The sequence below is a fragment of the Curtobacterium sp. L1-20 genome (assembly GCF_048755855.1).
Taxonomy (GTDB): domain Bacteria; phylum Actinomycetota; class Actinomycetes; order Actinomycetales; family Microbacteriaceae; genus Curtobacterium.
This window is the reverse complement of the sequence record NZ_CP151473.1, coordinates 2,311,054-2,336,672: the sequence shown is the minus strand read 5'-3', so window position 1 is coordinate 2,336,672 and position 25,619 is coordinate 2,311,054. Positions and strand designations below refer to the sequence as shown.

Below are 25,619 nucleotides of genomic sequence, written 5' to 3'. Positions count from 1 at the left end.
TGGCGGGCCGACCCCGTGCGTGACACGTGGACAGGTCCGGAGCGGCCCTACCGCCCGCGTTCACCGCGACGCCACGGCCGAGCAGGGACCGGTTCAACGCGGCTCGCTGTCATGCTCGGGTGCGTCTCCCCCGATCCGTCTCCCGCTGGCTCGCCGTCGGCCTCCTCGTGACCGTGCTGAGCGCGGGTGCCGACGCACTCGTGGCGGCGCCGGCCCTCGCGACGAGCGACGAGGCGACGAGCGCCGCGACGAGCACCCCCACGAGCTCGCCGTCGCCGACCGCCGACGGCAGCCTCCGGCTGGTCTCGTCGGACCCGGTGCAGGGCGACCCGCTCCGGTTCGCGTGGTCCACCTCCACCCCGGCCGAGCACGACTGGGTCGCCGTGTACGACGACCCGGCGCAGGGGCCGACGCACCAGACCCACGTCGGAGCGAGCACGGCGTGGTCGTACACACCGGGCGAGGGCGGCACCGTCACCATCCCGAGCACCGCGCTGACCGCCGGACACCCGATCACGGCCTACCTCCTCGCCGACGACGGCTACCGCTGGCTCGCACCGCCCGTGACCTTCACGCTCGCCGCCCCCACGTCGGGTCCGACGAACGACGGCACGCTCCGCCTCGAGACGACCGGGGCGCACGTCGGCGACACCGTCCGGTTCTCGTTCTCGACCACGTCGCCGGACGCCCGGAACTGGATCGGCATCTACGCCGACCCGTCGACGATGCCGGCCGACGGGCAGTCCCACGGCGCCTCCACCACGTGGACGTACGTGCCGGCGACGACGACGGGCACCGCCGACCTGTCCACCGCGGGGCTGCCGGCGGACACCAGGATCGGAGCGGTCCTGCTGTACGCGGACGGGTACCAGCGCCTCGCTCCACCGATCACCTTCACCCTGACGCCGGCGGCGCCGCTGGTCGGCACCGGGGCACCGACGACGGCGCACTTCCTGCAGGACGACGTCGTCGAACCGGCGACCCGTGCGGGTACCGCGATCCACCGCACCGTCGCCGGAGCGTGGCGGGCGACGGACGGCGGTCGGCCCACCGTGGCGCCGACGTTCGCGTCGACGGCCGGCCCGGACTGGCTCAGGGTCGCACCGGACGGCACCGTCACGGGGACGGCTCCGTCGTCGTCCCTGCTGCACCCGGCGCTCCTCACCGTCACGGCCACCGCGTCCGACGGCGTCACCGGCTCGGTGGTCCTCGAGTTCCCGGTCACCGACCCCGGCACGCCGCCGAGGGTGAAGGCCGAGACGCTCGAGGCCTGGGACGGCGGGACCCACGTCGACGACCCGGTCGAGAAGCTGGCGCGCTCGGTGGTCGCGGACCGCGTGGACCTCCTCGCGCTCCAGGACACCTCCGGGGACGAGGCACAGGAACTGGCCACCGCCCTGGGCTGGGACGTCGAGACGGCGCCGGGTGGTCGTGCCGTCCTGTCCGCCTGGCCGCTGCAGCCGCGCGCCGGGGTCTCCCCGCGCCTCCAGGCCCTGAGCGTCACCGTCGACGTCGCGGGGACCCGCGTCGTCGTCTGGGACGTCGACCTGCCGACCAGCGCCGTCGACCCCGCCTCGGTCTGCACGGCCGGCGCCGCGCGCACGGTCGCGGCGGAACGCGACACCGACACGACCCGTGCGGCCGTCGCGATCGCGGACCGGGTGCGGACCGACGTCCGCACCGGCGCCCGCGTCGTGCTCCTGGGCGCGCTGCGGTCGCCCTCCCACCTCGACTGGACCCGGGCCGACGACACCTGCGGCGTCGGCCCGGTCGCGTGGCCGGTGACCGCGGCGCTCGCGGCCGCGGGCCTCCGGGACGCCTACCGCACCGCCGAACCGTCCGTCGCGGCGCACCCGGGCGCCACCACCGACGTCTTCGACGGACGCTCGGTCGGCGCGACGCCGTCGGCCGCCCGCGACGCAGGTGTGCCGCCGAGCACCGGGCGCCAGGACGCCGTCCTCGTCGCCGGACGGATCGCCGTGACCGAGGCGCACACCGCCGTCGACGGGTTCCCCGTGGCCGGCTCGCGCGCGAACCGCTGGACGTCGGACCACCTCGCCGTGGCCGCCACCCTCGTCCTCACCGAGGACTCCGGTGCCGGGACACCGGCGACGGGCGGGACCGGTCCGGCACGGCCGGGAGGCGCGACCCCGGTCGGCGGGGACGGCCGGCCTGGCGCACACCCCGCGTCCGACCCCCGGGCGGACCCGTCCGGTCCGCTCGCCTTCACCGGGTCCACCGGGCTGCTCGGCACCGCACTCGTCGCGCTCACCCTGCTCGCACTCGGCGCGTCGGCGCTGCGCCGTCGGCGCGCACGACCGGTGACCGGGTCGACCGACGACCCGTCCGACCCCACCACCCGCACCACCGAACAGGAAGGCCCCCGATGAGCACGAGGAAGCCAGAGCACGGCGCCCCCGACGTCACCCTCGCCGCCGCACCGCCCCTCACCCCGGACGCGACCTACCCCGCCGCCGTCCGTACCGGCGTCAGCCGGCGAGCACTCCTCGTCGGCGGTGCCGCCGCGATCATGGCCGGCGTCGCGGCCGGGAGCGCCTTCGGTCGCGGCGCGACGGACAGCGCCGTCGCGGCCGTCCGGACGGGATCGATCAAGGACGTCCGGCACGTGGTCGTGCTCATGCAGGAGAACCGGTCCTTCGACCACTACTACGGGACGATGGCCGGGGTGCGGGGCTTCTCCGACAAGCAGGCGCTCGAGCTCCCCACCGGACAGGACGTCTTCCACCAACCGGCACCGGCGCGCACGGACGGCGGCGTGATGCTGCCGTTCCGCCTCGACACCACGAAGTACAACGCGCAGAACGCCGGTGGCCTGGACCACTCCTGGAGCGGCGGACACACGGCGTGGAACGACGGCGCCTGGAACCAGTGGGTCGACGCCAAGAGCGCCCAGACGATGGGCTACTTCACCGAGGAGGACGTCCCGTACCAGCGCGCCCTCGCCCGCGCGTTCACCATCTGCGACGACTACCACTGCTCGCTGAACGGGCCGACGACGCCGAACCGGCTCTACCAGTGGTCGGGGACGATCGATCCGCAGGGCACCCGCGGCGGCCCGGCGACCGACAACCCCGCCGACTACGACCCGGTGTTCGCGTGGACGACCTACGCCGAGCGGCTGCAGGCGGCCGGCGTCAGCTGGAAGACCTACGCGAACGACGAGGTCGGGGACAGCGGATCGGACCCGTACGTCGGCGACTACGGGGACAACCCGCTGTGGCTGTTCGGGCAGTACCACGACGCCCTCGCCTCCTCGGACCCGGCACGGCGGCAGCTCGCCGAGCGCGCCGGCCTGCACGACGGGTGGAAGCCGAACTCCGGCAAGGGCCTGGACGTCGGGTACCTCCTCCGAGACTTCGGTCGGGACTGCGCGACGAACAGCCTGCCGACGGTGTCCTACGTCGTCGCCCCGTACGGCTGGTGCGAGCACCCGGCCGCGAGCCCGGACTACGGCGCGCACTACACGAACGCGGTGGTGCAGGCCCTCTTCAGCAACCCGGAGACCTGGGCGTCGACGGTCCTGCTCGTCAACTACGACGAGAACGACGGGTACTTCGACCACGTGGTCGCACCGTTCCCCGAGGCCGGGACGCCCGGCGAGTTCGTCGAGGGCCTGCCGATCGGCATGGGCGCCCGCGTCCCGATGACCGTCGTCTCCCCGTGGAGCCGTGGCGGGTGGGTGAACTCGCAGGTGTCGGACCACACCTCGGTGATCCGCTTCCTCGAGCAGGTCACCGGCGTCCGCGAACCCAACATCTCGGCCTGGCGGCGGAGCGTCTCCGGGGACCTGACCAGCTGCTTCGACTTCACGGCGCCGGACACGAGCATCCCCGGGACCGACGTCGTCCCGGGCCTCGACCAGACCCAGGCGCTCGTCGCCGCCGCCGACGCCGACCACGCGAAGCCGCCGATCCAGCAGCCCGCACCCGGTGCACAGCGCATGCCCGTGCAGGATCCGGGCACGGCGAAGCACCGCGCCCTGCCCTACCGGCAACGCGCCGACGCGGCGGTCGACCGCCGGTCCGGACGGGTCACCCTGACACTCGCGAACGACGGGACGCAGGGCGTCAACCACCTCGTGTACCCGAACATCGCGCTGCCGTTCCGCGCCGATCCGCACACCGTCGCACCGGGTGGCTCGACCGAGTGGGTGTGGGACACCACGCGGACGGACGGCCGCTACGACGTCAGCGTGCACGGGCCGGACCGGTTCCTCCGCCGGTTCGCCGGCACCGTCGTCCCGGGCGACCGGACGGACGTCGGACTCCCCCACGCCTCGGTCGTGGCGGGCCACGGCGGACGACCGACGCTGGAGGTCGTGCTCGAGAACACCGGGCACGCCGAGGTCCGCTTCGACCTCGTGGCGAACGACTTCGTCGAGCACGCCGAGACCGTCCACCTGCGCGGGCCCGGTCGCCGGACGGTCCGGTGGCCGCTCGACCGGTGGGGGTACCACGACGTCGTCGTGACGGCGAACACCGGCACCGGGTTCCGGTACCGGTTCGCGGGGCGCGTCGAGCGCTGAGTCCGGGTCGGCGCGGCGCCTCGGCGTCAGGCCCCGGGGACGACCTCCCACCGCACGGTGACGGTCCGGGCGTCCCCGGGGAGCAGGGGCGTCCGCCTCCCCAGCACCTCGAGCTCCACGAGGTGGGCGTCCGGGCGGAGCCCCTCGAGCTCGGGGACCGGCGCGTCGAGCGGCCGCTGCGACCACAGCTCGAACCGGCAGCCGCCGTCGGGGAACGGTGCCGTGCGGTCCTCGTGCTCCTCCGCCGCGGCGTGCAGCCGGAGGACCGTGCCGGACGCGCGTCGGTAGGCGATCGCGCTCCCGGACCGCCAGCCGCGCTTGGCGACACCTGTCCCGACCGGCAGGGCCAGTCCCCCGGGCTCCTCGGTCGACGTCGCCGAGCCCTCCCACGTCCCGAGGTCGACCTCGTCCGCGCGGGTCGCCCGTTCGACCAGGACCGTCCCGCCGTCGTCGGTCCGGACCTGGCAGACCTCCCACGGTGCCCAGCGGGACGTGGTCCCACCGTGGTTCTCGAGGGTGATCCGTTCGGTCATCCGACCGGCGCCCTCGAGAGCGAAGTCGCGCACCAGCCGCAGACCGGTCGTGCGGTCCACGGCGCTCCGCATCACGATGGTGGTGGTCGTCGCGTGCTCGACCGCCCACGCCGCGGAGTCGAGGACCCCGTCCGGCGGTCCGTGCCACTCGTCGTCGTGGCTCCACCCCTGGGGCGCCGGCCAGGTCTTCGAACCACCGACGTTCGCCCACGTGCCCATCCCGCCGTCGCCGGCCGGCCACCGGTCGAGCGGCACCACCGGACGGAGCCCCGCGTCGAGGAGCGCGGGGTTCTGCCACAGGAGCTCCTCGCCGGCCGCCCGGAGGGACAGCAGTCGACCTCCGAGCGACGGGGCGAACACGGCGACGACGTCGTCGAGCAGCAGGGTGTGCAGCGGGACGTCGCCGCTCACCGTGTCGGCGCCGTCTCCGGGACGAGGACGACCTTGCCCGTCGCCCCCGCCGCCGCGATGCGGTAGCCCTCGTCCGCGTCGAGCAGGCCGAGGCGGTGCGAGACCACGACCTCGGGGTGGAGCCCGGCGGTGGCGAGCATCCGGGTGACGTCCTCCATGCCCTGCAACGACGTCACCCACGACGCCGTCAGGGTGAGCTGCTTGTGCAGGAGGGTGTCCGACACCTCGGTCTCGAGTCGGCCGCCCTCGCCGATCAGGCCGACCCGACCCCACTCGGCGGCGGCCTCGACGGCGGTCGACCGGCCGGGGGTCGAGCCGGAGCAGTCGACGGTGACCTGACACCCGACGCCGTCGGTCAGCTCGAGGACCCGCTCGACGGCGTGCTCGTCCGCGAGGACCACGTCGTCCACGAGTCCGGTCGACTCGACGAAGGCGATCCGCTCCGGGCTCCGTTCGACGCCGATGACCCGGCGCGCCCCGAGGAGACGACCGAGCATCGCCGCGGCGAGCCCGACCGGGCCGAGTCCCACGACGAGGAGGTCCTCGCCCCCGTGCAGGTGGGTGCGGACGAGGCCCTCGTAGGCCGTACCGAACCCGCAGGCGATGAGCGCGCCGTCGACGAACGTCAGGTCGCCGAGCAGCGGCACGAGGGTGGACTCGTCGGCGAGCACGTACTCGGCGTGCCCGCCGTCGCGCTGCCAGCCGTAGGAGGCCTTGTGCGGCTGGTCGGTGCAGCTGATGAAGTACCCGCTGCGACAGTTGCGGCACCGCCCACAGCCCTGGATGTGGTAGACGACGACGTCGTCACCGACCCCGAAGCGGGTCACGTCGGGACCGGCGGCCACGATGCGTCCGGAGGGTTCGTGTCCCGCGACGACGCCCTTGTACGCGGGCGCGCCGTCGAGGCCCTTGTGCGTCTTGTAGCCGCGGTAGATGAAGCCGATGTCGCTCCCGCAGATCCCGGAGGCCCCGACCTGCACGAGGACCTGGCCCGGTCCGGGCGCCGGGACGGGGACCTGCCGGATCTCGGCCGTGGCGTCGCCGGGGAGGAAGACGCCGTGCATGGTCGTCGTGGTCGTCTCGGTGATGGTCATGTCAGTCGTCCTCTCGGGCCCCGCGGCGGCGGGACAGGGTCACGTTGAGCAGGACCGCGAGCACGATGATGACGCCGCGGACCACGTTCTGCAGGAAGGAGTTCACGCCGAGCAGCACGAGGCCGTTGCCGATGAGCGTGATGAAGATCACCCCGAGGAAGGTGCCGATGAGACTCCCGCGGCCGCCGGTCATCGCGGTCCCGCCCACCACGACGGCGGCGATGACGTCGAACTCCAGACCGTTCGCGGCCGTCGAGTTGCCGGAGCCGAGGCGTGCGGTGAGGAGCACGCCGGACAACGCGCCGAGGAAGCCCATGATGGCGAAGAGCGTGACGCGCACGCGCCGGACGTCGATCCCGGCGAGTCGGGCAGCCGGGGCGTTCCCGCCCACGGCGAAGACCGAGCGGCCGAACGACGTCTTCCGCGCGATGAACCCGAAGACGAGGAAGGCGAGGATCATCACGATCGCGGGGGTCGGGATGCCGAGCACGTCGCCGTTGAGGAAGTCCATGATCGGGTCGGCGTCCGGGATCTGCACCGGCAGGGCGTTCGTCACGAACTGCGCGAGTCCGCGGAGCACGCTCCACAGACCGAGCGTGGCGATGAACGAGGGCACCGCGAACCAGGCGCGGAGGACACCGGCGACGGCACCCCAGGCGGTCCCGATCACGAGGGTGACGATGATCGCGACGATCGTCGGCAGGCCCCACTGCGAGATGCCGGACGCGACGATGACGCTCGACAGCGCGACGGCCGGTCCGGTCGAGACGTCGATCTCGCCCGCGATGATGACGAGCGTCATCCCGGTCGCGGCGACGCCGATGAGTGCGGCATCCCGCAGCAACCCGCTCTGGTTCGCCGCGGTGAAGAAGCCGACCGCGTTGAACGTCAGGTACGCGTACAGCAGCACGATCGCGACGAGCAGGCCGACGATGTTGACCAGGGTGGTGTTGCCGCCGATCGCGCGGCGGACGCGGGTGAACGCGGTGGGACGGACCGCTCCCGGTCCGTCGGTCGTCGTGCCGGGAGGGGTCTCGACGGTGGTGCTCATGATGGGTCCTTCACTCGGGGGACGTCGACGTCCGTCGCGGTGGTCTGGTCGGGTACGGGTCGGGCGGGGCCGGAGTCCTCCGCGACCGGGTCGTGCGCGCCCATGGAGGCGGCGAGCACCTCCGGCACGGTGATGTCCGGGGCGGTGAACTCCTCGCGGATCCGGCCGCCGCGGAGCACGAGCACGCGGTCGCAGGCCAGCGGCAGCTCCTCGGCCTCGCTGGAGACGAAGACGACGGCCTTCCCGCTGTCGGCGACCTGGCGCATGATGTCGTAGATCTGGGCCTTGGCCTGCACGTCGACGCCCCGGGTCGGCTCGTCGAGCAGCAGCACGTCGCTGTCGGCGTGCAGCCAGCGGGCGATGACGGCCTTCTGCTGGTTGCCGCCGGAGAGGGTGTTGATCGGACGCGACAGGTCGTCCGCCTTGATGGCGAGCCGTCGGCCGAGTGCCTCCGTGGCCGCCCGGATGCGCCCGGTCGCCAGGAAGCCGCCGGCCGAGACGCGCTTCCAGTCGGACATCACGATGTTCTCGTCGATGCCGAGCCCCGGGATGATGCCGGTGCCCTTCCGGTCCTCCGGGGTCATCCCGACGCCCAGGTGCCGCATGCGCCGGGACGTCGGTCGCGCCTCGACGGTTCCGCGGATGCTGATCGTGCCGGACCGGCTGCGGTCGTACCCGGCGATCGCCCGGAGCAGCTCCGTGCGACCGGTGCCGAGGAGCCCGGCGATGCCGAGGACCTCGCCGGCGCGGGCCTCGAAGGTCACGCCGTCGAGCTTCGGGGCGAGGACGAGGTCCTCGACGCGCAGCAGGACCTCGCCGTCGGTGCGCGCCCGCCGGACGGCCGGGGCGGACTCGAGCGCCTCGCCGAGCATCAGGTGGATGATCCGGTTCGTGTCCGCACCGGCGATGTCGACCGTCTCGATGACGCGACCGTTCCGCATCACCGTGGCGGTGTCGGCGATCTGACGGATCTCGTCCATCCGGTGGCTGACGTACAGCACCGCGACGCCCTCGGCCGACAGCCGTCGGACGGTCGCCAGCACGATGTCGACCTCGGCCGAGGCGAGTGCCGAGGTCGGCTCGTCGAGGATGAGCAGCTTCGGCTCCTCCTGCACGGCGCGGGCGATCTCGACGATCTGCTGTTGCGCGAGGGTGAGCGAGCTGACGACCGCGTCGGGCTCGATGGCCGCGCCGAGACGCTCCAGGGTCGCCCGGGCGGACCGGACCATGCGGCGCCGGTCGATCCCGAACGGTCCGGTTGGCCACTTGCCGAGGCTGAGGTTCTCGGCGACGGTGACGTCCCGGATGAGGGAGAGCTCCTGGTAGCAGGTCGCCACCCCGCGTCGACCGGCCTCGGTGACGCCGCCGGTGAGCGGGGCGCCGTCGACCACGACGCTGCCCGCGTCCGGCCGTTCGACCCCGGAGAGGAGTCGGATCAGGGTCGACTTGCCGGCGCCGTTCTGTCCGAGGAGCGCCCGGACCTCGCCGGGGGCGATCGCGAAGTCGACGTCGTCGAGTGCGAGGACCCCGGGGTACTGCTTGCGTGCTCCGCGCACCTCGGCGATGGCCGTGCGGGTGGCTGGAGGTGGTGGTGTCGTCATCGACGGACCTCTCGTGGGGAAGGTGGACGGTGGGGTGACCGGGGCCACCCCACCGTGGGGCGGGCGACCGTGGTCACCCCGCCGTGGGGACGGGCCGGGATCAGGGCAGTCCGTCCTCGTGGGTCTCCAGCCACTTCGCAGCGTCGTCCGGCTGGTACAGGTCGATCGGTGCGGGGATCACGTCGCCCTTCGCGCCCTTGCCCTTGTCGTCGATCGCCTTCGCCGCCGCCTTGTACGCGAGCTTGCCGGCCTCGATGCCGGAGATGTCGACGACGGCCTTGAGGGTGGTGCCCTTCTTCAGCTCGTTCGCGATGTCGCTCGTCATGTCGGAGCCGAAGACCGCGACCTTGCCGACGAGCCCGCGGTTCTCGACCGCCTTGTACGCGCCGACGGTCGCGCCGCCGGCCTCGCCGTACAGGCCGTTCAGGTCGGGGTGCGCGCTGAGCATCTGCTCCGCGGTGGGCACGGCCTGGTCGACCTCGGCACCTTCCTGGTTCGCGACGAACGTGGCGCCGGGCAGCGCCTTCGTCAGGGCGTCCTTGAAGCCCGCGAAGCGCTCCTTGCAGACCTCGTACTGCTCGCAGTTGATGACGCCCATCTTCGGCGACTCGATGCCCTCCTGCTTGAAGTACTCCGCCGCCTTGTCGCCGAGCATCGAGCCGAACTTCGCCGGGTCGCCGAGGACGTAGGCGGACACGTACTGCTTGACGGCGTCGTCCGAGACGCAGGTGTTGTAGCAGACGACCGGGATCCCGGCCTTCGACGCCTGCTTGACGGCCGGCAGGCTGCCGTCGGTCGACACGGCGGACATGATGATGGCGTTGACGTTGCTCGAGACGAGCGTGTTCATGAAGGAGCTCTCCTTCGACACGTCGCCAGCGGAGGTCGACTCGAGGAACTTGACCTTCGTGTCGCTGGCGTCGGCGGCGTCCCCGACGCCCTTCTTCACGCCGCCGTAGAAGCCCTGGGAGTCCAGGTACATGGCGCCGATGCGCAGGCTCGAGCCGTTGCCGGTGCCGGCGGTGGGGACGGAACACGCGCTGAGGGCCAGCGCGACGGCGGCGATGCCGGCCGCGACGATCGCTCCTCGTCGGAGATGGGTCCGGGTCATGGTGATGCTTTCCTTTCGGGTGCCGGCGACGTTGCCGGGTCGAGCGGGATCGCCCGTGGTCGTCAGTCGCGGACGGCGTCCGTGACGTGGGTGGACAGGGAGGCGGACAGCTCCTGGTGCAGTGTCCGGAGCCGGCCGACGGTGGCGTCCCGTTCCGCGGCGAGGTCCGCGTGGAACAGGAGCATGGTCGGCAGCGAGGTCGCGAAGTAGTCGACCTCGGTCGGTGCGACGGCGAGCTCGTCGGCGTGGTGCGCGAGGTCGTCGAGCCGGCGGCGGGCCTCGTCCCGTCGACCGAGCCGGTCGAGTGCCGCGATCGACCAGACGCTCCGTTCGGTGAACGGTGCGGTCGCCATGTCGGTGAAGTCGCCGGTCGCTGCGGCGGCGGTCCGCCAGGCGGCCTCCGCACTGGAGGCGCGCCCCAGCTCCGCCAGCGCGTCGCCCAGGACGAGGTGCAGGTCGGCGGTCGTGGCGAGCGGGTGCCGTGCCTCACCGAGCGACGCGGGCGGGTGCAGGGCCGACTCGACCGCGTCCGCCGCGGCGACGGGGTCGCCGTCGGCGAGGGACCGTCGTGCGAGCGCGAGCGCCGTCCGGTCCCACGCGGCGAGGGCGGTGCCCTCCCCGCCTTCCCACGGTTGGAACCGGCGTGCGGTCATCACGGCGTGGGCCTCGTCGACGCGGTCGAGGTCGAGGAGCAGGCCGACGCGGTTCAGGGTGAGGTCGTCGCGCTGCGCCACGAGGTCCGGGCGCTCGTCGAGCACGCGCAGGCGTTCCGCGGCGGACCGGCCTGAGCGGGCCGCGAGCTCGTCGTCCTCGAGCAGGAGTCGCGCGTCGTCGGGCAGCGCGGCCCGTGCGGCGGCGTAGTGGGTCGCTGCGCGTCCGAGGTCGCCGGCGACGTTGACCGCTGCCACGCCGAGGTTGCGGTGCAGGACGGCCGCGTTGCGTTCGTCGGGGTCCGCGGCGACGCCCCGTTCCCAGGCGTCCACCGCGGCTCCCGCGAGCCCGCGGTCGTAGAGCCAGGACCCGAGCATCGACCAGAGGACCGCGGCCGAGGGGTCGACGGCGAGGACCCGACGCAGTGCGTCGACGTCGTCGAGCCGCGACGGCAGCGCGTTGGTCGGGTCGACTGCGGCTGCGTACGCGACGGCGCGGTGCGCCTCCTCCGAGCGGCCGTTCCGGAGCGCGAGGTCGGCGAGGTGCACCGCGACGAGCGGACGGACGTTCACCTGTCCGGGCGCCTGCCGGTCGGCACGCCGCTCGGCGAGGGCGAGGACGTCCTGCGCCTCGGTGGTGGCGCCGACCGACGCGTACTCGAGCGCGACGTCGAGCAGGATCGTGCCGTCGTCGCTCACCGGGCGTCCGCCGAGGTGCCGCGCCCACTGGTCGAGCGGGTCGATCGCGAGCGTCTCGGCGAGCACGACCTCGGCCTCGGCGGTGCGCCCGAGGCGGCGGAGCAGCACGACGGCGATGTCCCGGGCCTGCAGGTGCTCGCGGTCCTTCCGCAGCACGGCCTGCACGTGGTCGAGTGCACTGGCCGGGTCCTCGGCCGCGGTGCTCCGCGCCAGGGCGACGTGGGCGGGTGCCGCTTCAGCCGCGTTCCAGGTGGCCTTGCCGAGGGCGCGACGTCCGTCGTCGGTGCGCCCGGCGCGGAGCAGTGCGAGACCGAGCCGGAGGTGCGCCCGACCGTCGGAGGGGTTCGGCGCCCAGGACACGAGCCGGTCGACGGCCTGCTGCAGGTGCGCGACGGCGCGGTCGTACTCGGCCGACGCGTACCGACGTGACCCGAGCGCGACGTGGGCGCGGACGTCGCCGGGGTCACGGCGCAGCGCTTCCTGCCAGTACGGCTCCGGGGACCGGGTGGCGTGCCGGTACTGCTCGAGGTAGTCCCCGATCAGGTCCAGCTCCTCGGTCGTGGCGACGTCGGCCGGCGCCGGGGGTGCGACGGCCGGGGCCGGCGCTGCGGCGTCGACGTCCGCGGGTCGGCGGGCGAACCGGACGAGTTCGTGGTCGGCGCTGACCACCGCGACCCGGAGGGACGCGGCGTCGATCCCGGACGGGGCCACCCAGTCGACGACCACCGGCGCGTCGGGGGTGAGCCGCGCCTCCAGGGCGGTCAGGAGGGTCCCGTCGGCGGTCTCGACGCGGATGACGGCGTCCTCCGCGACCACGCTCGTCGCCACGCCGATCCGCAGCGTGCCGGGCTCGGGAACGTCGACGCGGATCGCCGCCTCGCGGGTGGCCTGCATCGCCGGGCCGATCGCGCTGATCGGGTACCAGAACTGCGAGAAGGTCTTCGTCTCGCCCGGTTCGAGGAACGAGAAGTCGGGCTGGTTGTCGGTGTACACGCCGGCCATGAGCTCGACGTACGGTCCGTCGGTGTCGGTCAGGTTGGCGTCCCAGGCGTGACCGAACGGGGCGTCGCCCCACGTCCACTGCTTCTTGCCGGGCGAGATCGTGCGGTCGGCCCAGTGCACGAAGCCGGCCTGGCGGCCGTGGTCGTAGCCGCCGAAGAACGCGTCCTCGGTGTCGGTCACCATGTACGACGTGGGCACGGGGATGTTCCGGTACCAGTCGAGCCGGTCGGCGTCGGGGTGGTCCTCGTCGACACGGTCCGGGTAGTCGACGCCGTAGTAGGTGCCGTCGACCGCGGGGAAGGTCGCGACGGCGCGCTTGGCGTGGTCGGCGACGTGGTGGACGTCGGTCGGGAAGAAGCTCTGGTAGTCGTCGTTCACCGCCGCGGCGACGTTCGCCCACCACAGGAAGGTCTCGGTGCGCTCGCTCCGGTTGTAGAGCCGCACACGTGCCTCGATCGCCGAGGAGTCCGGTCGGAGGCGGATGCCGTGCATGCCCTTCATCCGGGCGAACGGGTCGTGGTCGGAGCACCAGACCGTGACGGAGCCGTCCGCCTCGCGTTCGATCGACACGTCGGTCGGCAGGAAGGTCGCGGGTCGGTGGTGCTGCGGCCAGTTGAACTCGACGCCGCCGGAGATCCACGGCCCGGTCAGCCCGACCAGTGCGGGCTTGATGACGTTGTTGCGGTAGAAGAAGTCGTGGTCGGCGACCTTGTCGTAGCCGACGTGGATCCGGCCGCCGAGCTCCGGCAGGACCACGACGCGGACCCACCGGTTCTCCAGGTGCACGGCCTCCCACCGGTGCGGTCGCTTCGTCGGAGCGATGCGCTCGTGGAAGGGCAGCGGGAAGACCCGCCCGGAGGATCCTTGGTAGACGCGACGGTCGAGGAACTGCGGGAAGCGGTCCGGTTCGAGCGGCTCGTACGTGTCGATGACGAGCGGTTCCGACCAGGCGGCGACGGCGAGACCGTCCTGGTCGGCAGGGATCGGAGGGAGGTGGAGCCTCGACTCTTCGTTGAGCATGCAGCGAGCGTACGGACCGGCCGGGAGCCCGCGGAACGGTCGATCCGACGGAATACCTGGACGAAACGACGACGGCGCACCAGGATGGGCCCGTGCTCATCGAGGACGGTTTCCCGGGTCAACGGCTCCGCGTGCTGCCCGCGCGGCGGGTCCGGCAGGCGTTGACGCAACCCGGCATCGCGCACCTGGTCGTCACGGACGCCGGCTACTTCCCGACCGCGCAGGCGCACGGCAAGGACCGCCCGACCGGCTCTTCGCAGTGCGTCGTGCTCGTCTGCGTCCTCGGCAGCGGGACGGTCCGCGTCGGAGGGGTCCGGCACGAGGTCCGACGTGGCCAGGTCGTCGTCCTCCCGCCGAACGTCGCCCACTCCTACGCAGCGGACACCGAGGACCCGTGGACCCTGTGGTGGGTGCACCTGACCGGTCGTGACCTCGAGGAGTTCCTGCACAGCAGCGGGATGACGGCCGCCCAGCCGGTGCGCCACCTGCGCGACGTGTACCGGCCGGTGTCGCTCATCGAGGAGATCGTCGCCGCGATGGAGCGAGGTGACACCGACGCGAGCCTGCTCGCCGCGTCCGGTGCCGCCTGGCACCTCATGGCGCAGCTCTGCGCCGAGCAGGTCGCGGGCGCGTCCGCACTGCCGGTGGTGGACGCCGCGCGTGACTACATCGTCGCCAACCCGGCGGAGCAGATCAGCGTCGCGGGGCTGGCGGCCATGGCGCGGATGAGCCCGTCCCACTTCGCGGCCCAGTTCCGACAGCGCGTCGGGACGAGCCCGCTGCGGTTCCAGACCCAGGTCCGGATGGGCCGAGCGCGCGAACTCCTGGACACGACGACGAGCAGCATCGAGGCCATCGCCCGCGCTGTCGGCTACGACGACCCGTTCTACTTCAGCCGCGTGTTCAAGACCGTGCACGACGTCGCCCCGACGGTCTACCGCTCGACCCCCCGCGACTAGGCGTCGTCGGGCCTGGGGACCCGGGCACCTTCGGACCAGCGGGCACGGGCTGGAAACGACGAGAGCCCCCGACCGGACCTGGTGGTCCTGCCGGGGGCTCTTCGCTGGTGGGCGATACTGGGATCGAACCAGTGACCTCTTCCGTGTCAGGGAAGCGCGCTACCGCTGCGCCAATCGCCCAGAAGTCTCCGCCGAAACAGAGTCTGGAGGTGGGGACGGGATTCGAACCCGCGTGGACGGCTTTGCAGGCCGCTGCCTAGCCTCTCGGCCACCCCACCATCGAGGTTCACGTCTCCGTGAGTACCCGAACGGTGGGATACCCTCTGGTGAGTCGTGGCCTTCCGAAGAGGGCCACACTCGAGCGGATGACGAGATTCGAACTCGCGACCCTCACCTTGGCAAGGTGATGCGCTACCACTGCGCCACATCCGCATGGTGTGACCGAAGTCACATCCGTTTGTCCGACCCGCTCTCGCGGCGACGTCGTAAACTCTATACGAACCGCTGCCGTTCCGCCAAAATCGATCCCGTTCACCGGGCGTGTCCCGCGTGTTCACGCGGATCTGGGCCACGGCGGCGCGGCTCGCCGGCCGACGCCACACCCGGGCGGCGGCCCGTGTTCGGCAGTGCGCCGGACTTCCGCTAGTATCGATCCGCACGAACAGTGCAGGGGGCGATTGGCGCAGTTGGTAGCGCGCTTCGTTCACACCGAAGAGGTCATCAGTTCGAGTCTGGTATCGCCCACCCTCACCGAGAGCCCGACGCAGCAGCGTCGGGCTCTCGTCATGTGTCGGACGTCGTGCACCGTCGTGACGCCCGCACCGTCGGCCGACACGTGAGCGGTCGACACGAGCACGAAGCAGCCGAACCCGACCGGACGAGGGGGCCCATGACCGACGTCGACCTCGAGTTCGCCCGCGTCCGAGCGGTCCTCGACCGTCCGACCCTGCGGCTGATGTCCCGCCCGACGAGCGCCACCGTCCTCGCGGTCTTCCGCACGGTCTTCGACCGCGACGTGCAGTACGTCCCGGCGGACCGGATGCACCTGCAGGTCGAGGAGCACGTCGCACGCCTGCAGGCCACGGGCGCGCGCGTGCCCGCGAGCGAGCAGGTGGTCGCCGACCCGGTGCAGCCCGGAGGACCGGACGCCCGACCGAACGGCCGTGCCCTCTGCCGCGAGTGGGTCGCCGCCCAGTGGCTCGTGCGCTCCAACTCCCCCGACGGCGACGAGCAGTACTCGCTGACGAGCCACGCGCTCGAGGCGCTGTCCCTCGTCGACGCCCTGTCGTCGGACCGTGCGCTGATCAGCGAGAGCCGCCTCGCGATGATCGTCGACGCGGTCCACCGCTGGGCAGCGCGTGCCGAGCCCGACCCCGACGTCCAGATCCGCCGGATCGACGCCCAGATCGCCGAGCTGCAGGCGGAACGCGAGCGGCTCGAGCAGGGCGACGTCGACACCGTGGACGACGCCCGGATGCGGGACGGCTACACGAACATCTCGGACCTCATCCGGCAGCTCCCGAGCGACTTCAAGCGCGTCGAGGAAGCCGTGGCGACGATGCACCGCTCGATCGTCGAGGACTTCCGCCAAGAGGTCCGGCCGATCGGCGAGATCCTCGACGACTACCTCGCGCGCACCGACACCCTGATGGAGGCGACGCCCGAGGGCCGCGCGTTCGAGGGGGCCTTCGAGCTCCTCCGCGACGACGCGCTCCTCCTGCGCCTGCGCGACGACATCGCGACGATCCTGGCCCACCCGTTCGCCGAGTCCCTCGGGGCCGGTGAGCGCCGGGCCTTCCGGAACACGGTCGTCATCCTGCGGCAGGGCATCGAGGACGTCCTCGCCCAGCGCCGGCAGCTCACGGCGACGCTCCGCGACCAGATCGTCGCGCACGACGTCGTCCGCGACCGCGAGCTCGACGCGGTGATCCGGTCGATCAACCGCGGGCTGGCCACGTGGATGGACCACGGTTCCGCGCGCGACCGGCTCCCCCTCGGACTGCTCCCCGCGACGGCCGAGGTCGGCACGCTCCGCGAACGGTTCTACGACCCGGACGCCGAGTCGGTGCCGCCGCCCATCGAGGAGCCCGACGACGACGTCTTCGAGGACCTCGACGTCGAGACGCTCCGGCGCCACGGCGGCCCACTCCTGACCGAGCTCCGTGCCGTGCTGCGCTCGGCGACCGCCGACACGAGCGTCGACGCCTTCCACGGCCTGCCGCCCGAGCAGCGTCGCCCCGTGGAGCTGTTCGGCCTGGCGCACCTGCTCACCGGGCACGAGGACTTCGAGCGCGCAGCCGACGTCGCCCTGCACCACACGGTGCGGCCGGACGGCAGCCGGGTCGCCTTCAGCATGCCGACCGCCGTGCTCGACGACCGGCACGGCACCCCCGACACGACCGACGACCAGGACGGACAGGAGGCACGGTGAGCGACACGACGCCGGCACCGGTGGACGAGACGGTCCCCGACGACGACCCCACGACCGTCCTGCGGGACGACGAGCGCGACGAGACGAGCTTCGCCCTCTTCGAGGGCGACGAGGGCCGCCTCGACGACCGCGAGCGCCGCGCGCTCGTGGCCCTCCTCCGCAACTCGTACGTGAGCGCACGGACCCACGCCGACGAGTGGCGGGCGGTGCTCGACGCCGAGCACCAGCTGCGCTCGCGCCTCAACGACCTGTTCCTCGAGCTGCACGTCGACCGCGACCGCGAGGTGGCGTGGAAGCGCCAGGCCCGCTCGGAGAGCCAGCGCCGCGGGTTCCCGACCCTCCTCCGCGACGTGCCGTACACCCGCGAGGAGACGATCGTCCTCGTCTACCTGCGGATGCGGCTCCGCGCGGACACCCGCCCGGGCCCCGACCAGGTCGTCGTCGACCGCTCCGAGATCCTCGGGCACGTCGCCGGGTTCCGGCCGGCGACCGCGACCGACCGCACCCGTGACGAGGGCCGCGTCGCGAAGGCGGTCGAACGCCTCGTGACGGCGCGCATCCTGCTGCGCACCAGCGACCCGGACCGCTTCCGGGTGGCGAGCGTCGTCGAGGTGCTGCTCCCCCTCGAGCGCCTCCTCGAACTGGACGCGTGGCTGCGGGCGAACGCCGCGCGGCCGGACGCGACCACGGACGGTGACGCGACCACGCCGGACGGCGAGCCGATCGACGGGGACGACCCGCGCCTCCCGGCCGACGAGACCGACACCGACGACGAAGGCGAGACGGACGCATGACCGACACCGCGATCGACGCCCACGGGATGACCGCGCTCTTCGACACCGTCGCGCAGTGGCGGGCCGAGTCGATGCAGGTCGTCAACTGGGGCGGCTTCCACGGCCACCGGCAGGTCGAGCTCTCCGGCACCGCGACGCTCATCTCCGGCGCCTCGGGCACCGGCAAATCGACGCTGATGGACGCGTACCTCGCCGTCATGATGCCGTCCGACGTGCCGTTCAACGGCGCCTCGAACGACGCGACGACGGGGCGCGCGCGCAGCGCCGACCAGCGCAACCTGCTGACGTACCTGCGCGGCAAGGTCGACACCCGACGCGACCCGGAGTCCGGGGCGCTGCGCGACGTGAACCTGCGCGGCGACGACCAGACGACGTGGGGCGCCGCCGCGGTGACGTTCCGCAACGACGACGAGCGGCGCTTCACGGTGCTCCGCGCGTACATCGTGCCGAAGCGCGCCCGCGGCGTCGGCGACATCCAGATGACGATGGCGACCGTCGACGACACCTTCGACCTGCGGCGGCTCGAGGAGTTCGTGCCGTCCCGGTTCCACCACCTCGAGCTGACCGGCCGCGTGCCCGGACTCGTCATCCGCGACACCTACCAGGAGCTCGCGTACACCCTGCAGACCCGGCTGGGCATCGGTGACTCCGGGGGCGGCAACCGGGCGATGCGGCTCCTCGCCCGCATCCAGGCCGGGCAGCACCTGCCCACGGTCGACGCGCTCTACAAGTCGCTCGTCCTCGAGACCCCCGGTACGTACGAGGCCGCGGACCGGGCGCTCGCGCACTTCTCCGCCCTGGACGAGGCGTACGAGGCGATGGACACCGAGGAACGCAAGGTCCGCATCCTCTCCCCCATCGTCGACCTGCACGCCGAGATCTCCCGCGCGCAGGACGCCGCAGCCGCGCTCGACGGGATCGCCACCGGGGCCGAGGTCTCCCCGTTCGCGCACTGGACGGCCACCCGCAAGCGTGAACTGCTCGACGCCGAGGTGGCGCGCAACGCACGGGAGCGCACCGCATCCCGGGCCGAGGTCGCCGCGGCCGAGGCCCGGCACGCCGCCGTCGAGATCGAACTGCGCGACGCGGAAGCCCGCCTCCGCGACCAGGGCGGCAACGCGCTGGCGCAGCTCGAGGACCGGATCGAACGCCTCACGCGTGAGCGCGACGCCGTGGTCCGCACCCGCGCCACGTTCGACGAGCGCACCGCGGTGCTCGGCACGTCCGTCGCGACCGAGGCCGACTTCACCGCCGCCCAGCGCAGCTCGCACGACTTCCTCGGCACGTACGCCGCCGCACGCTCGGACCTGGACGACCGCCGCGACGCCCTGACCCGCGAGGAGTACCCGCTCCTCGACCGCGAACGGTCCCTCCGTCAGGAGCGGCAGTCGCTCGAGCACCGGCAGGGCGCCGTGCCGCTGCCGATGCACGAGGCCCGACTACAGATGGCCCGGGCCGCCGGGATCGACCCGTCGGAGCTGCCGTTCGTCGCCGAGCTCCTCGACGTGCTGCCCGGCGAGGAACGCTGGCGCACGGCCATCGAGTCCGTGCTCGCGCCCGTCGCGCGCACGCTCCTCGTCGACCAGGACCGCCTCGCGTCCTTCAGCGAGGCGATCGACGCACTCCGGCTGCCGGTCCGCATCCAGTTCGAGGGCGTCCCGACCGGCCCGCACATCGACCTCGACGGCGACCCCGCGATGGTGTCCGGCAAGCTCGCGATCAAGGCGTCGCCGTTCAGCACCTGGGTGCGCGAACGCATCGAGTCCGACCGGACCGACGCCCGCTGCGTGACCTCCGCCGCGGAGCTCGGCGGTGGTGGCCGTCGGGTCACCGAGTCCGGGCAGCTCCGCGACGGCCGTCGTGGTGCGCACGGCGACCGCCGGCAGGCCAACGTCATCGGCTTCACGAACGAGGCCCGCGTGGCGGCGGTCGAGCAGGAACTGGCGTCGATCGCGCAGGACCTCGCGACGCTCGAGGCCCGGCGCGCCGACGTCGCACAGGACATCACGGCACTCGACGCCCTGCGTGCCGCCCACCAGCACCTCGTCGACGTCACCTGGTCGGCGATCGACGTGCTCGGGCTCGACGACGCGCTCACCCGTCTGGACGAACAGCGGCAGGCGCTGCTCGCCGCCGACGACGGCCTGCGGACCCTGCGCGAGTCCGTGGCACGGCTCCGGAAGGCGCTCGACGAGGCGGCGGACCGTCGTGCCGCCGCGCGCCAGTCGGTCACCCGCCTCGAGGACCGGCACGCCGTGCTCGTCGACGGGCAGGACGCCGCCGCCGAGATCCTCGCGCGCTTCGAGTCCGTGCCGGACAGCGTTCCGGACGACGCCCAGGAGCGCCTGCTCGCCGAGACCTTCGAGGAGGTCGGAGCCCCGGACGGAGTCGACGGGTTCGACGACGCGACCCGCCGGCTGCGGCGTCGCCTCGAGGAACGGCTGTCGCAGGCCCTCGACGGCGCCGCATCGGCCTCGAACGCGCTGACCCTCACGTTCCAGCGGTACCAGGACGCCTGGCCCGACCCGAACCTCGGCACCGGGGTCGCCTCGTACCCGGACTACCACGCGGTCCTCGACCAGATCGTGGCGACCGGCCTGCACGCCCGCCGCAGTGAGTGGCGACGTCGGCTGTCCCAGTGGAGCGGCGAGGACCTCGTCCCGCTCGCCGGTGCCTTCGACCGCGCCGTCGTCGAGATCGAGGAACGCCTCGAACCGGTCAACGAGATCCTGCGCGAACTGCCCTTTGGGGCGAACCGCGACCGGCTGAAGATCCAGATCCGCCGGGTCACCCGCGAGGACGTCGTCTCCTTCCGCAAGGAGCTCCGGGCGTTGTCCGCCTCGGTCGACGCCGAGCTGACCGACGACGTGCTCGAGACCCGGTTCCGCCGGCTGCGGCGCTTCATGGCCGTCATCCGTCCCGAGGCCGACGCACCCCGGGGACGGACGACGCAGCGCGACGCCGTGCTCGACGTCCGCCGGCACATGGAGATCACCGCGGTCCGGTACGACACCGACGGCAACGACCTCGGCGTCTACTCGTCGCTCGGCGACAAGTCGGGCGGTGAGACCCAGGAGCTCGTGGCGTTCATCGTCGGTGCGGCCCTGCGCTACCAGCTCGGCGACGAGACCCGGCCCCGCCCGCGGTTCGCGCCGGTGTTCCTCGACGAGGCGTTCATCAAGGCGGACTCGGAGTTCGCGGGGCGTGCCGTCACGGCGTGGCTCCGGCTCGGGTTCCAGCTCGTGGTGAGTGCGCCGCTCGACAAGGTGACGGCGCTCGAACCGTCCATGGAGCGCCTGCTGTCGATGCGGAAGCACCCGGAGACCGGTCACTCGTCGATCACCGAGATCGCGCGCGTCGCCCCTGCCGCCGACTGAGCGGGGGCGCGGCGCGGCCCGATCGGCGCACGGTACGGTGGGCCCGTGTTCGGACGACGCTCCCCCAGCCCCCGCCCCGACGACTCCGCCGACTCCGCCGGGCTCGGCATCGGCGCCCTCGTGCGCGTCGTCGGCACCGACCGCGGCGGCGAGCAGTGGGCGGACGAGCCGATCGGGGTGATCGTCGCCGCCGGCGGTGTGCAGCTCGGCGGGACGCAGCGGGCGTGGACCGTCGCCTTCGACGAGCTGGCGTACACGACGGACGGCCGCGGCCCCTTCGAGCGCGCGACCGTCCTGAGTCGTCAGTTGGTGCCGGTCGAGCCGGCGGAGGCCGAGTAGGGCCTAGTACTCCTCGGAGCCGCTCTTCATCATGGCGGCGGCCGCCATGCACGTGCCGACGCCGCCGAGCACGCCGACGCCGATGATGATGCCTGCGATGACTTCGAGCATGGGGAGACTCCTCGGTTCCGGGGCCGGTGTGGCTGTCCCCCAGGCTACCGGATCCCGCGCATGAGCCGGAGCACCGGCTTCACCAGGACGAGCAGGACGATGCCGACCGCCACCGCCACGAGGCCGAGCACGGTGAAGTACGGCGCCTCGTCCTTCGGGTCGTAGTACCGCGACAGCACGCCGGTCACCGCGGTGCCGAGCGACACCGACAGGAAGAAGAGCGCCACCATCTGCGTCTGGAACTTCGGCGGTGCGAGCTTCGTCGCGACGGACTGCCCGACGGGCGAGAGCAGGAGCTCGGCGACGGTGAAGACGAGCAGGATCGCGACGAGCGCGAGGAGCGGCGTGCCGTTCTCGCCGGTGCCGGTGAAGGGCAGGAAGAGCAGGAACGCCATGCCCATGATCCCCGTGCCGAACGCGAACTTCGTCGGCGTCGAGGGCTGGCGCGGACCGAGCTTCGTCCAGATCGCCGCGAACACGCCGGACAGCACGATGATGAACACGGGGTTGATCGACTGGACCCACGAGACGGGCATCTCCCAGCCGAACAGCGACCGGTCGAGGCGCTCGTCGGAGTAGACGGTGACCACGGTGAACTGCTGCTGGTACAGCGACCAGAAGACGGCGCTGCCGATGAAGAGCGGGATGAAGGCGAGGACGCGGGAGCGCTCCTGCGCCGAGATGCCGCTCGTCAGGATGACGACGAAGTAGCCGATCGTGGCGAGGACGACGATCGCGACCACGACGGTCGGCAGGTTCCTGACGGTGAGCAGTCCGGTGAGGACGGCCACCACGACCACCACGAGGGCGACGACGACGAGGACGCCGATGAGCGGCAGGCGGCGGCGGTCGACCGGGTTCGCGACGTGTCGCACCGCATCGGGGAGCTTGCGCCGGCGGATCCCGTACTGCACCAGCCCCGCGGCCATGCCGACCGCGGCGAGGCCGAAGCCGAAGTGGAAGCCGCGCGAGGTCTGCAGCAGCCCGGTCAGCAGGGGTCCGAAGAACGCCCCGAGGTTCACGCCGAGGTAGTAGAGCGAGAACCCGGCGTCGCGTCGTGGGTCGTCGCGGGCGTACAGCCCGCCGACGATGGTCGTCGCGGTCGCCTTGAGGCCGCCGGACCCGAGCGCGATGAGCACCAGGCCGACGCCGACGCCGGCGACACCGGGGATGAGGGCGAGCGCGATGTGTCCGAGCATGACGACGATGGCGCTGCCGAACAGGGTGCGGTCGGCACCGACCAGACGATCGGCGATCCACGCACCGATGATGGTGAACAGGTAGACGGCGCCGCCGTAGGCGCCCATGATCCCCCCGGCGATGCCCTTGTCGATCCCCAGGCCGCCCTGCGAGACCGTGTAGTACATGTAGATGAGGACGATGCCCTGCATGCCGTAGAAGGAGAACCGCTCCCACAGCTCGACCGCGAAGGGGGTGGACAGCTCGAACGGCTGTCCGAAGAAGGTGCGCTCGCGGCCGGGCGCGTTGGATCGTTGGGTGGAACCTGACATGCCGCACAGTCTGCCCTCCGCTCCGGAGGCGCACACAATCGACTGGACCTGCTCACCTGCTCGGGGTGGTCGCCCTTTGGAGGGTTCCCACGATCCGCCCGGTCCGTCGCGCCGACCGCGTTGTGGCCGCCGGACGGCGTCCGTGCGACTCCCAGCCGCGTCGGTAGCGTGGTGAGTGCAACACCCGGACAGAGCAGTTCAGAGAGGGCTCCGACCATGGTCGACACCGCACCCGTCCCCAGCACCACCGCACCGAACGCGGACGCCCACGGCGACCCCGCAGCGGGGACGCCGACGGGCAGCACGGACACCGACGTCCGGATCGACGTCGACCTGCTCGCCGAGCTGCTGCTCGGTCGGTGGGCCGAGGACCGCCGGATCTCGCGACGGCTCGCGCTCGACCCGGCCCTGCACAAGATCGAGGGGCAGCCGATCGCCGAGCACCGGGCCCGCGCCCTCGAGCAGCTCCGGGTGCTCGTCGACGCCGGCGCGATCCAGCGTCCGTACCCGGCGGAGTTCGGGGGGCAGAGCAACCACGGCGGCAACCTCGCCGCCTTCGAGGAGCTCGTCGTCGCCGACCCCTCGATGCAGATCAAGGCCGGCGTGCAGTGGGGGCTGTTCGGATCGGCCGTGCACCACCTCGGCACCGACCGGAACCACCGCGAGTTCCTGCCCGGCATCGTCTCGTTCGACGTCCCCGGCTGCTTCGCCATGACCGAGACCGGCCACGGCTCCGACGTGCAGAGCATCGCGACGACCGCGACGTACGACCCCGCAACGCAGGAGTTCGTCGTGCACACGCCGTTCCGCGGTGCATGGAAGGACTACATCGGCAACGCGGCCCTGCACGGCCGGGCCGCCGTCGTCTTCGCCAAGCTGGTGACCGAGGGCGTCGACCACGGCGTGCACGCCTTCTACGTGCCGCTCCGCGACGCCAACGGCGGGTTCCTGCCCGGTGTCGGCGGCGAGGACGACGGCGTCAAGGGCGGACTGAACGGCATCGACAACGGACGTCTCTGGTTCGACCACGTCCGGGTCCCCCGCACCAACCTGCTGAACCGCTACGGCGACGTGGCCGAGGACGGCACCTACTCGTCGCCGATCGCCTCCCCCGGACGCCGGTTCTTCACGATGCTCGGCACGCTCGTGCAGGGCCGCGTCTCGCTGGACGGTGCCGCGGTCGTCGCGCAGAAGATCGGCCTGCAGATCGCCCTCACCTACGCCGCGCAGCGTCGGCAGTTCCCGACCGGCGACGGCACCGAGGGCGTCCTGCTCGACTACGGCCGCCACCAGCGTCGCCTGATCCCGCGGCTCGCGACCGTGTTCGCGCAGTCGTTCGCGCACGAGAAGCTCCTCCGCACGTTCGACGACGTGTTCAGCGGACGCGAGGACACCCCGCAGCGCCGCGAGGACCTCGAGACCCAGGCGGCGGCGTTCAAGTCGATGTCGACCTGGTCGGCGCTCGACACCCTGCAGGAGGCGCGCGAGTCGTGCGGTGGCGCGGGCTTCCTCGCCGAGAACCGGCTCACCGGACTCCGCGCGGACCTCGACGTCTACGTGACGTTCGAGGGCGACAACACGGTGCTGCTGCAGCTCGTCGGCAAGCGCCTGCTCACCGACTTCCGCGCGAAGGCGCCGAAGGACCCGGCGTCGACGGCGAAGTTCGTCGCGGCGCAGGCGGCCACGAAACTCGCCGACGCGACCGGCATCCGTCGGATCGGGCAGGCCGTCGCCGACCGTGGGTCCCTCGCCGCATCGGTCGCCGACCTGCAGGACGCCCGGACGCAGCGTGACCTGCTGGCCGGACGGGTGGACACCATGGTGACCGAGATCGGGATGCGCCTCGCGAGCGCCGGCAAGGACCGGGCCCGCGCGGCCCTCCTGCTGAACCGTTCGCAGCACGAGCTCATCGAGGCCGCGAAGGCCCACGCCGAGCTCATGCAGTGGGACGCCTTCTCCGAGGCGCTCGACGAGGTGCCCGAGGGCGACACCCGCCGCGTGCTGGTGTGGCTCCGCGACCTCTTCGCGCTCGGCCTGCTCGAGCAGCACCTCGACTGGTACCTGCTGCACGGCCGCATCACCGCGCAGCGCGCCCGAGCGGTGTCGGCGTACGTCGACCGGCTCGTGGCCCGCGTCCGCCCGGTGGTCCCCCAGCTGCTCGACTCGTTCGGGTACGAGCCCGCGCACGTGCGCGCTCCGATCGCCCTCGGCGAGGAGCAGGCGCGCCAGGACGAGGCCCGCGCCTGGTTCGCTGCCGAGGCCGCGGCCGGCCGCCTCCCCGAGCAGGAGAAGAAGCCCCGCCCCTAGGGCACCGCACCCCGTCGCGAGCACCGCACCCCGGCACACCGGGGTGCGGTGTCCGCAGCCGGGTGCGACCTC

15 protein-coding genes and 4 tRNA genes are annotated in these 25,619 nt (G+C 72.6%); 9 read left to right on the top strand and 10 right to left on the bottom strand.

The window, feature by feature from the left end; translation table 11 throughout:
• Positions 1-119 precede the first annotated feature (119 nt).
• Entirely contained in the window at positions 120-2,390 is a 2,271-nt protein-coding gene (locus AAEP86_RS12560) for a hypothetical protein (protein ID WP_420367669.1), read from the top strand.
• On the top strand, positions 2,387-4,546 hold the full coding sequence (locus AAEP86_RS12555; protein WP_420367668.1) for a phosphocholine-specific phospholipase C: 2,160 nt from the start codon (positions 2,387-2,389) through the stop codon (positions 4,544-4,546). The genes AAEP86_RS12560 and AAEP86_RS12555 overlap by 4 nt, the downstream gene beginning before the upstream one ends.
• Positions 4,547-4,572: 26 nt before the next feature.
• Here the strand turns inward: AAEP86_RS12555 and AAEP86_RS12550 are convergent, their stop codons facing one another.
• The 6 genes from AAEP86_RS12550 to AAEP86_RS12525 all read right to left on the bottom strand — a co-directional run bounded on the left by AAEP86_RS12550 (position 4,573) and on the right by AAEP86_RS12525 (position 13,718).
• On the bottom strand, positions 4,573-5,490 hold the full coding sequence (locus tag AAEP86_RS12550) for a hypothetical protein (protein ID WP_420367667.1): 918 nt from the start codon (positions 5,488-5,490) through the stop codon (positions 4,573-4,575).
• Positions 5,487-6,584: a zinc-dependent alcohol dehydrogenase family protein gene (locus tag AAEP86_RS12545; protein WP_420367666.1), complete on the bottom strand. Its 1,098-nt coding sequence runs from the start codon at positions 6,582-6,584 to the stop codon at positions 5,487-5,489. Before AAEP86_RS12545 ends, AAEP86_RS12550 begins: the two co-directional genes overlap by 4 nt.
• Position 6,585: 1 nt before the next feature.
• A complete protein-coding gene (locus AAEP86_RS12540; RefSeq protein ID WP_420367665.1) occupies positions 6,586-7,635 on the bottom strand; it encodes an ABC transporter permease in 1,050 nt (349 codons plus the stop codon).
• Complete coding sequence (locus AAEP86_RS12535) at positions 7,632-9,236, bottom strand: sugar ABC transporter ATP-binding protein (protein WP_420367664.1); 1,605 nt, start codon at positions 9,234-9,236, stop codon at positions 7,632-7,634. The genes AAEP86_RS12540 and AAEP86_RS12535 overlap by 4 nt, the downstream gene beginning before the upstream one ends.
• Positions 9,237-9,336: 100 nt before the next feature.
• Positions 9,337-10,347, bottom strand: a complete 1,011-nt coding sequence (locus AAEP86_RS12530; protein WP_420367663.1) for a substrate-binding domain-containing protein — start codon at positions 10,345-10,347, stop codon at positions 9,337-9,339.
• Between the two features lie 62 nt (positions 10,348-10,409).
• Entirely contained in the window at positions 10,410-13,718 is a 3,309-nt protein-coding gene (locus AAEP86_RS12525) for a DUF5107 domain-containing protein (protein ID WP_420367662.1), read from the bottom strand.
• A gap of 92 nt (positions 13,719-13,810) precedes the next feature.
• Here AAEP86_RS12525 and AAEP86_RS12520 point away from each other — a divergent pair, with 92 nt between their 5' ends.
• Positions 13,811-14,677 carry a helix-turn-helix domain-containing protein gene (locus AAEP86_RS12520; protein ID WP_420367661.1) on the top strand — a complete coding sequence of 289 codons (867 nt, stop codon included), beginning with the start codon at positions 13,811-13,813 and terminating at the stop codon, positions 14,675-14,677.
• Positions 14,678-14,782: 105 nt separating this feature from the next.
• On the opposite strand, the gene AAEP86_RS12515 is transcribed toward AAEP86_RS12520, so the two are convergent.
• From AAEP86_RS12515 to AAEP86_RS12505, 3 genes are all read right to left on the bottom strand, one after another.
• Positions 14,783-14,857 (bottom strand) — tRNA-Val (locus AAEP86_RS12515).
• Positions 14,858-14,881: 24 nt separating this feature from the next.
• Positions 14,882-14,955: transfer RNA gene (locus tag AAEP86_RS12510), tRNA-Cys, on the bottom strand.
• A gap of 82 nt (positions 14,956-15,037) precedes the next feature.
• Positions 15,038-15,109: transfer RNA gene (locus AAEP86_RS12505), tRNA-Gly, on the bottom strand.
• Positions 15,110-15,348: 239 nt separating this feature from the next.
• On the opposite strand from AAEP86_RS12505, the gene AAEP86_RS12500 reads away from it, so the two are divergent.
• The 5 genes from AAEP86_RS12500 (at position 15,349) to AAEP86_RS12480 (ending at position 21,618) form a co-directional block, all read left to right on the top strand.
• Positions 15,349-15,421 (top strand) — tRNA-Val (locus tag AAEP86_RS12500).
• A 145-nt stretch (positions 15,422-15,566) separates the two neighbouring features.
• Positions 15,567-17,108, top strand: a complete 1,542-nt coding sequence (locus AAEP86_RS12495; protein ID WP_420367660.1) for a DUF3375 domain-containing protein — start codon at positions 15,567-15,569, stop codon at positions 17,106-17,108.
• Positions 17,105-17,902 carry a DUF4194 domain-containing protein gene (locus AAEP86_RS12490; RefSeq protein ID WP_420367659.1) on the top strand — a complete coding sequence of 266 codons (798 nt, stop codon included), beginning with the start codon at positions 17,105-17,107 and terminating at the stop codon, positions 17,900-17,902. The genes AAEP86_RS12495 and AAEP86_RS12490 overlap by 4 nt, the downstream gene beginning before the upstream one ends.
• Positions 17,899-21,279, top strand: a complete 3,381-nt coding sequence (locus AAEP86_RS12485; protein ID WP_420367658.1) for an ATP-binding protein — start codon at positions 17,899-17,901, stop codon at positions 21,277-21,279. The genes AAEP86_RS12490 and AAEP86_RS12485 overlap by 4 nt, the downstream gene beginning before the upstream one ends.
• A gap of 45 nt (positions 21,280-21,324) precedes the next feature.
• Positions 21,325-21,618: a hypothetical protein gene (locus AAEP86_RS12480; RefSeq protein WP_420367657.1), complete on the top strand. Its 294-nt coding sequence runs from the start codon at positions 21,325-21,327 to the stop codon at positions 21,616-21,618.
• 155 nt (positions 21,619-21,773) lie between these two features.
• Here the strand turns inward: AAEP86_RS12480 and AAEP86_RS12475 are convergent, their stop codons facing one another.
• A complete protein-coding gene (locus AAEP86_RS12475; protein ID WP_420367656.1) occupies positions 21,774-23,240 on the bottom strand; it encodes a peptide MFS transporter in 1,467 nt (488 codons plus the stop codon).
• Positions 23,241-23,456: 216 nt separating this feature from the next.
• Here AAEP86_RS12475 and AAEP86_RS12470 point away from each other — a divergent pair, with 216 nt between their 5' ends.
• Complete coding sequence (locus AAEP86_RS12470) at positions 23,457-25,547, top strand: acyl-CoA dehydrogenase (protein ID WP_420367655.1); 2,091 nt, start codon at positions 23,457-23,459, stop codon at positions 25,545-25,547.
• Positions 25,548-25,619: the final 72 nt, after the last annotated feature.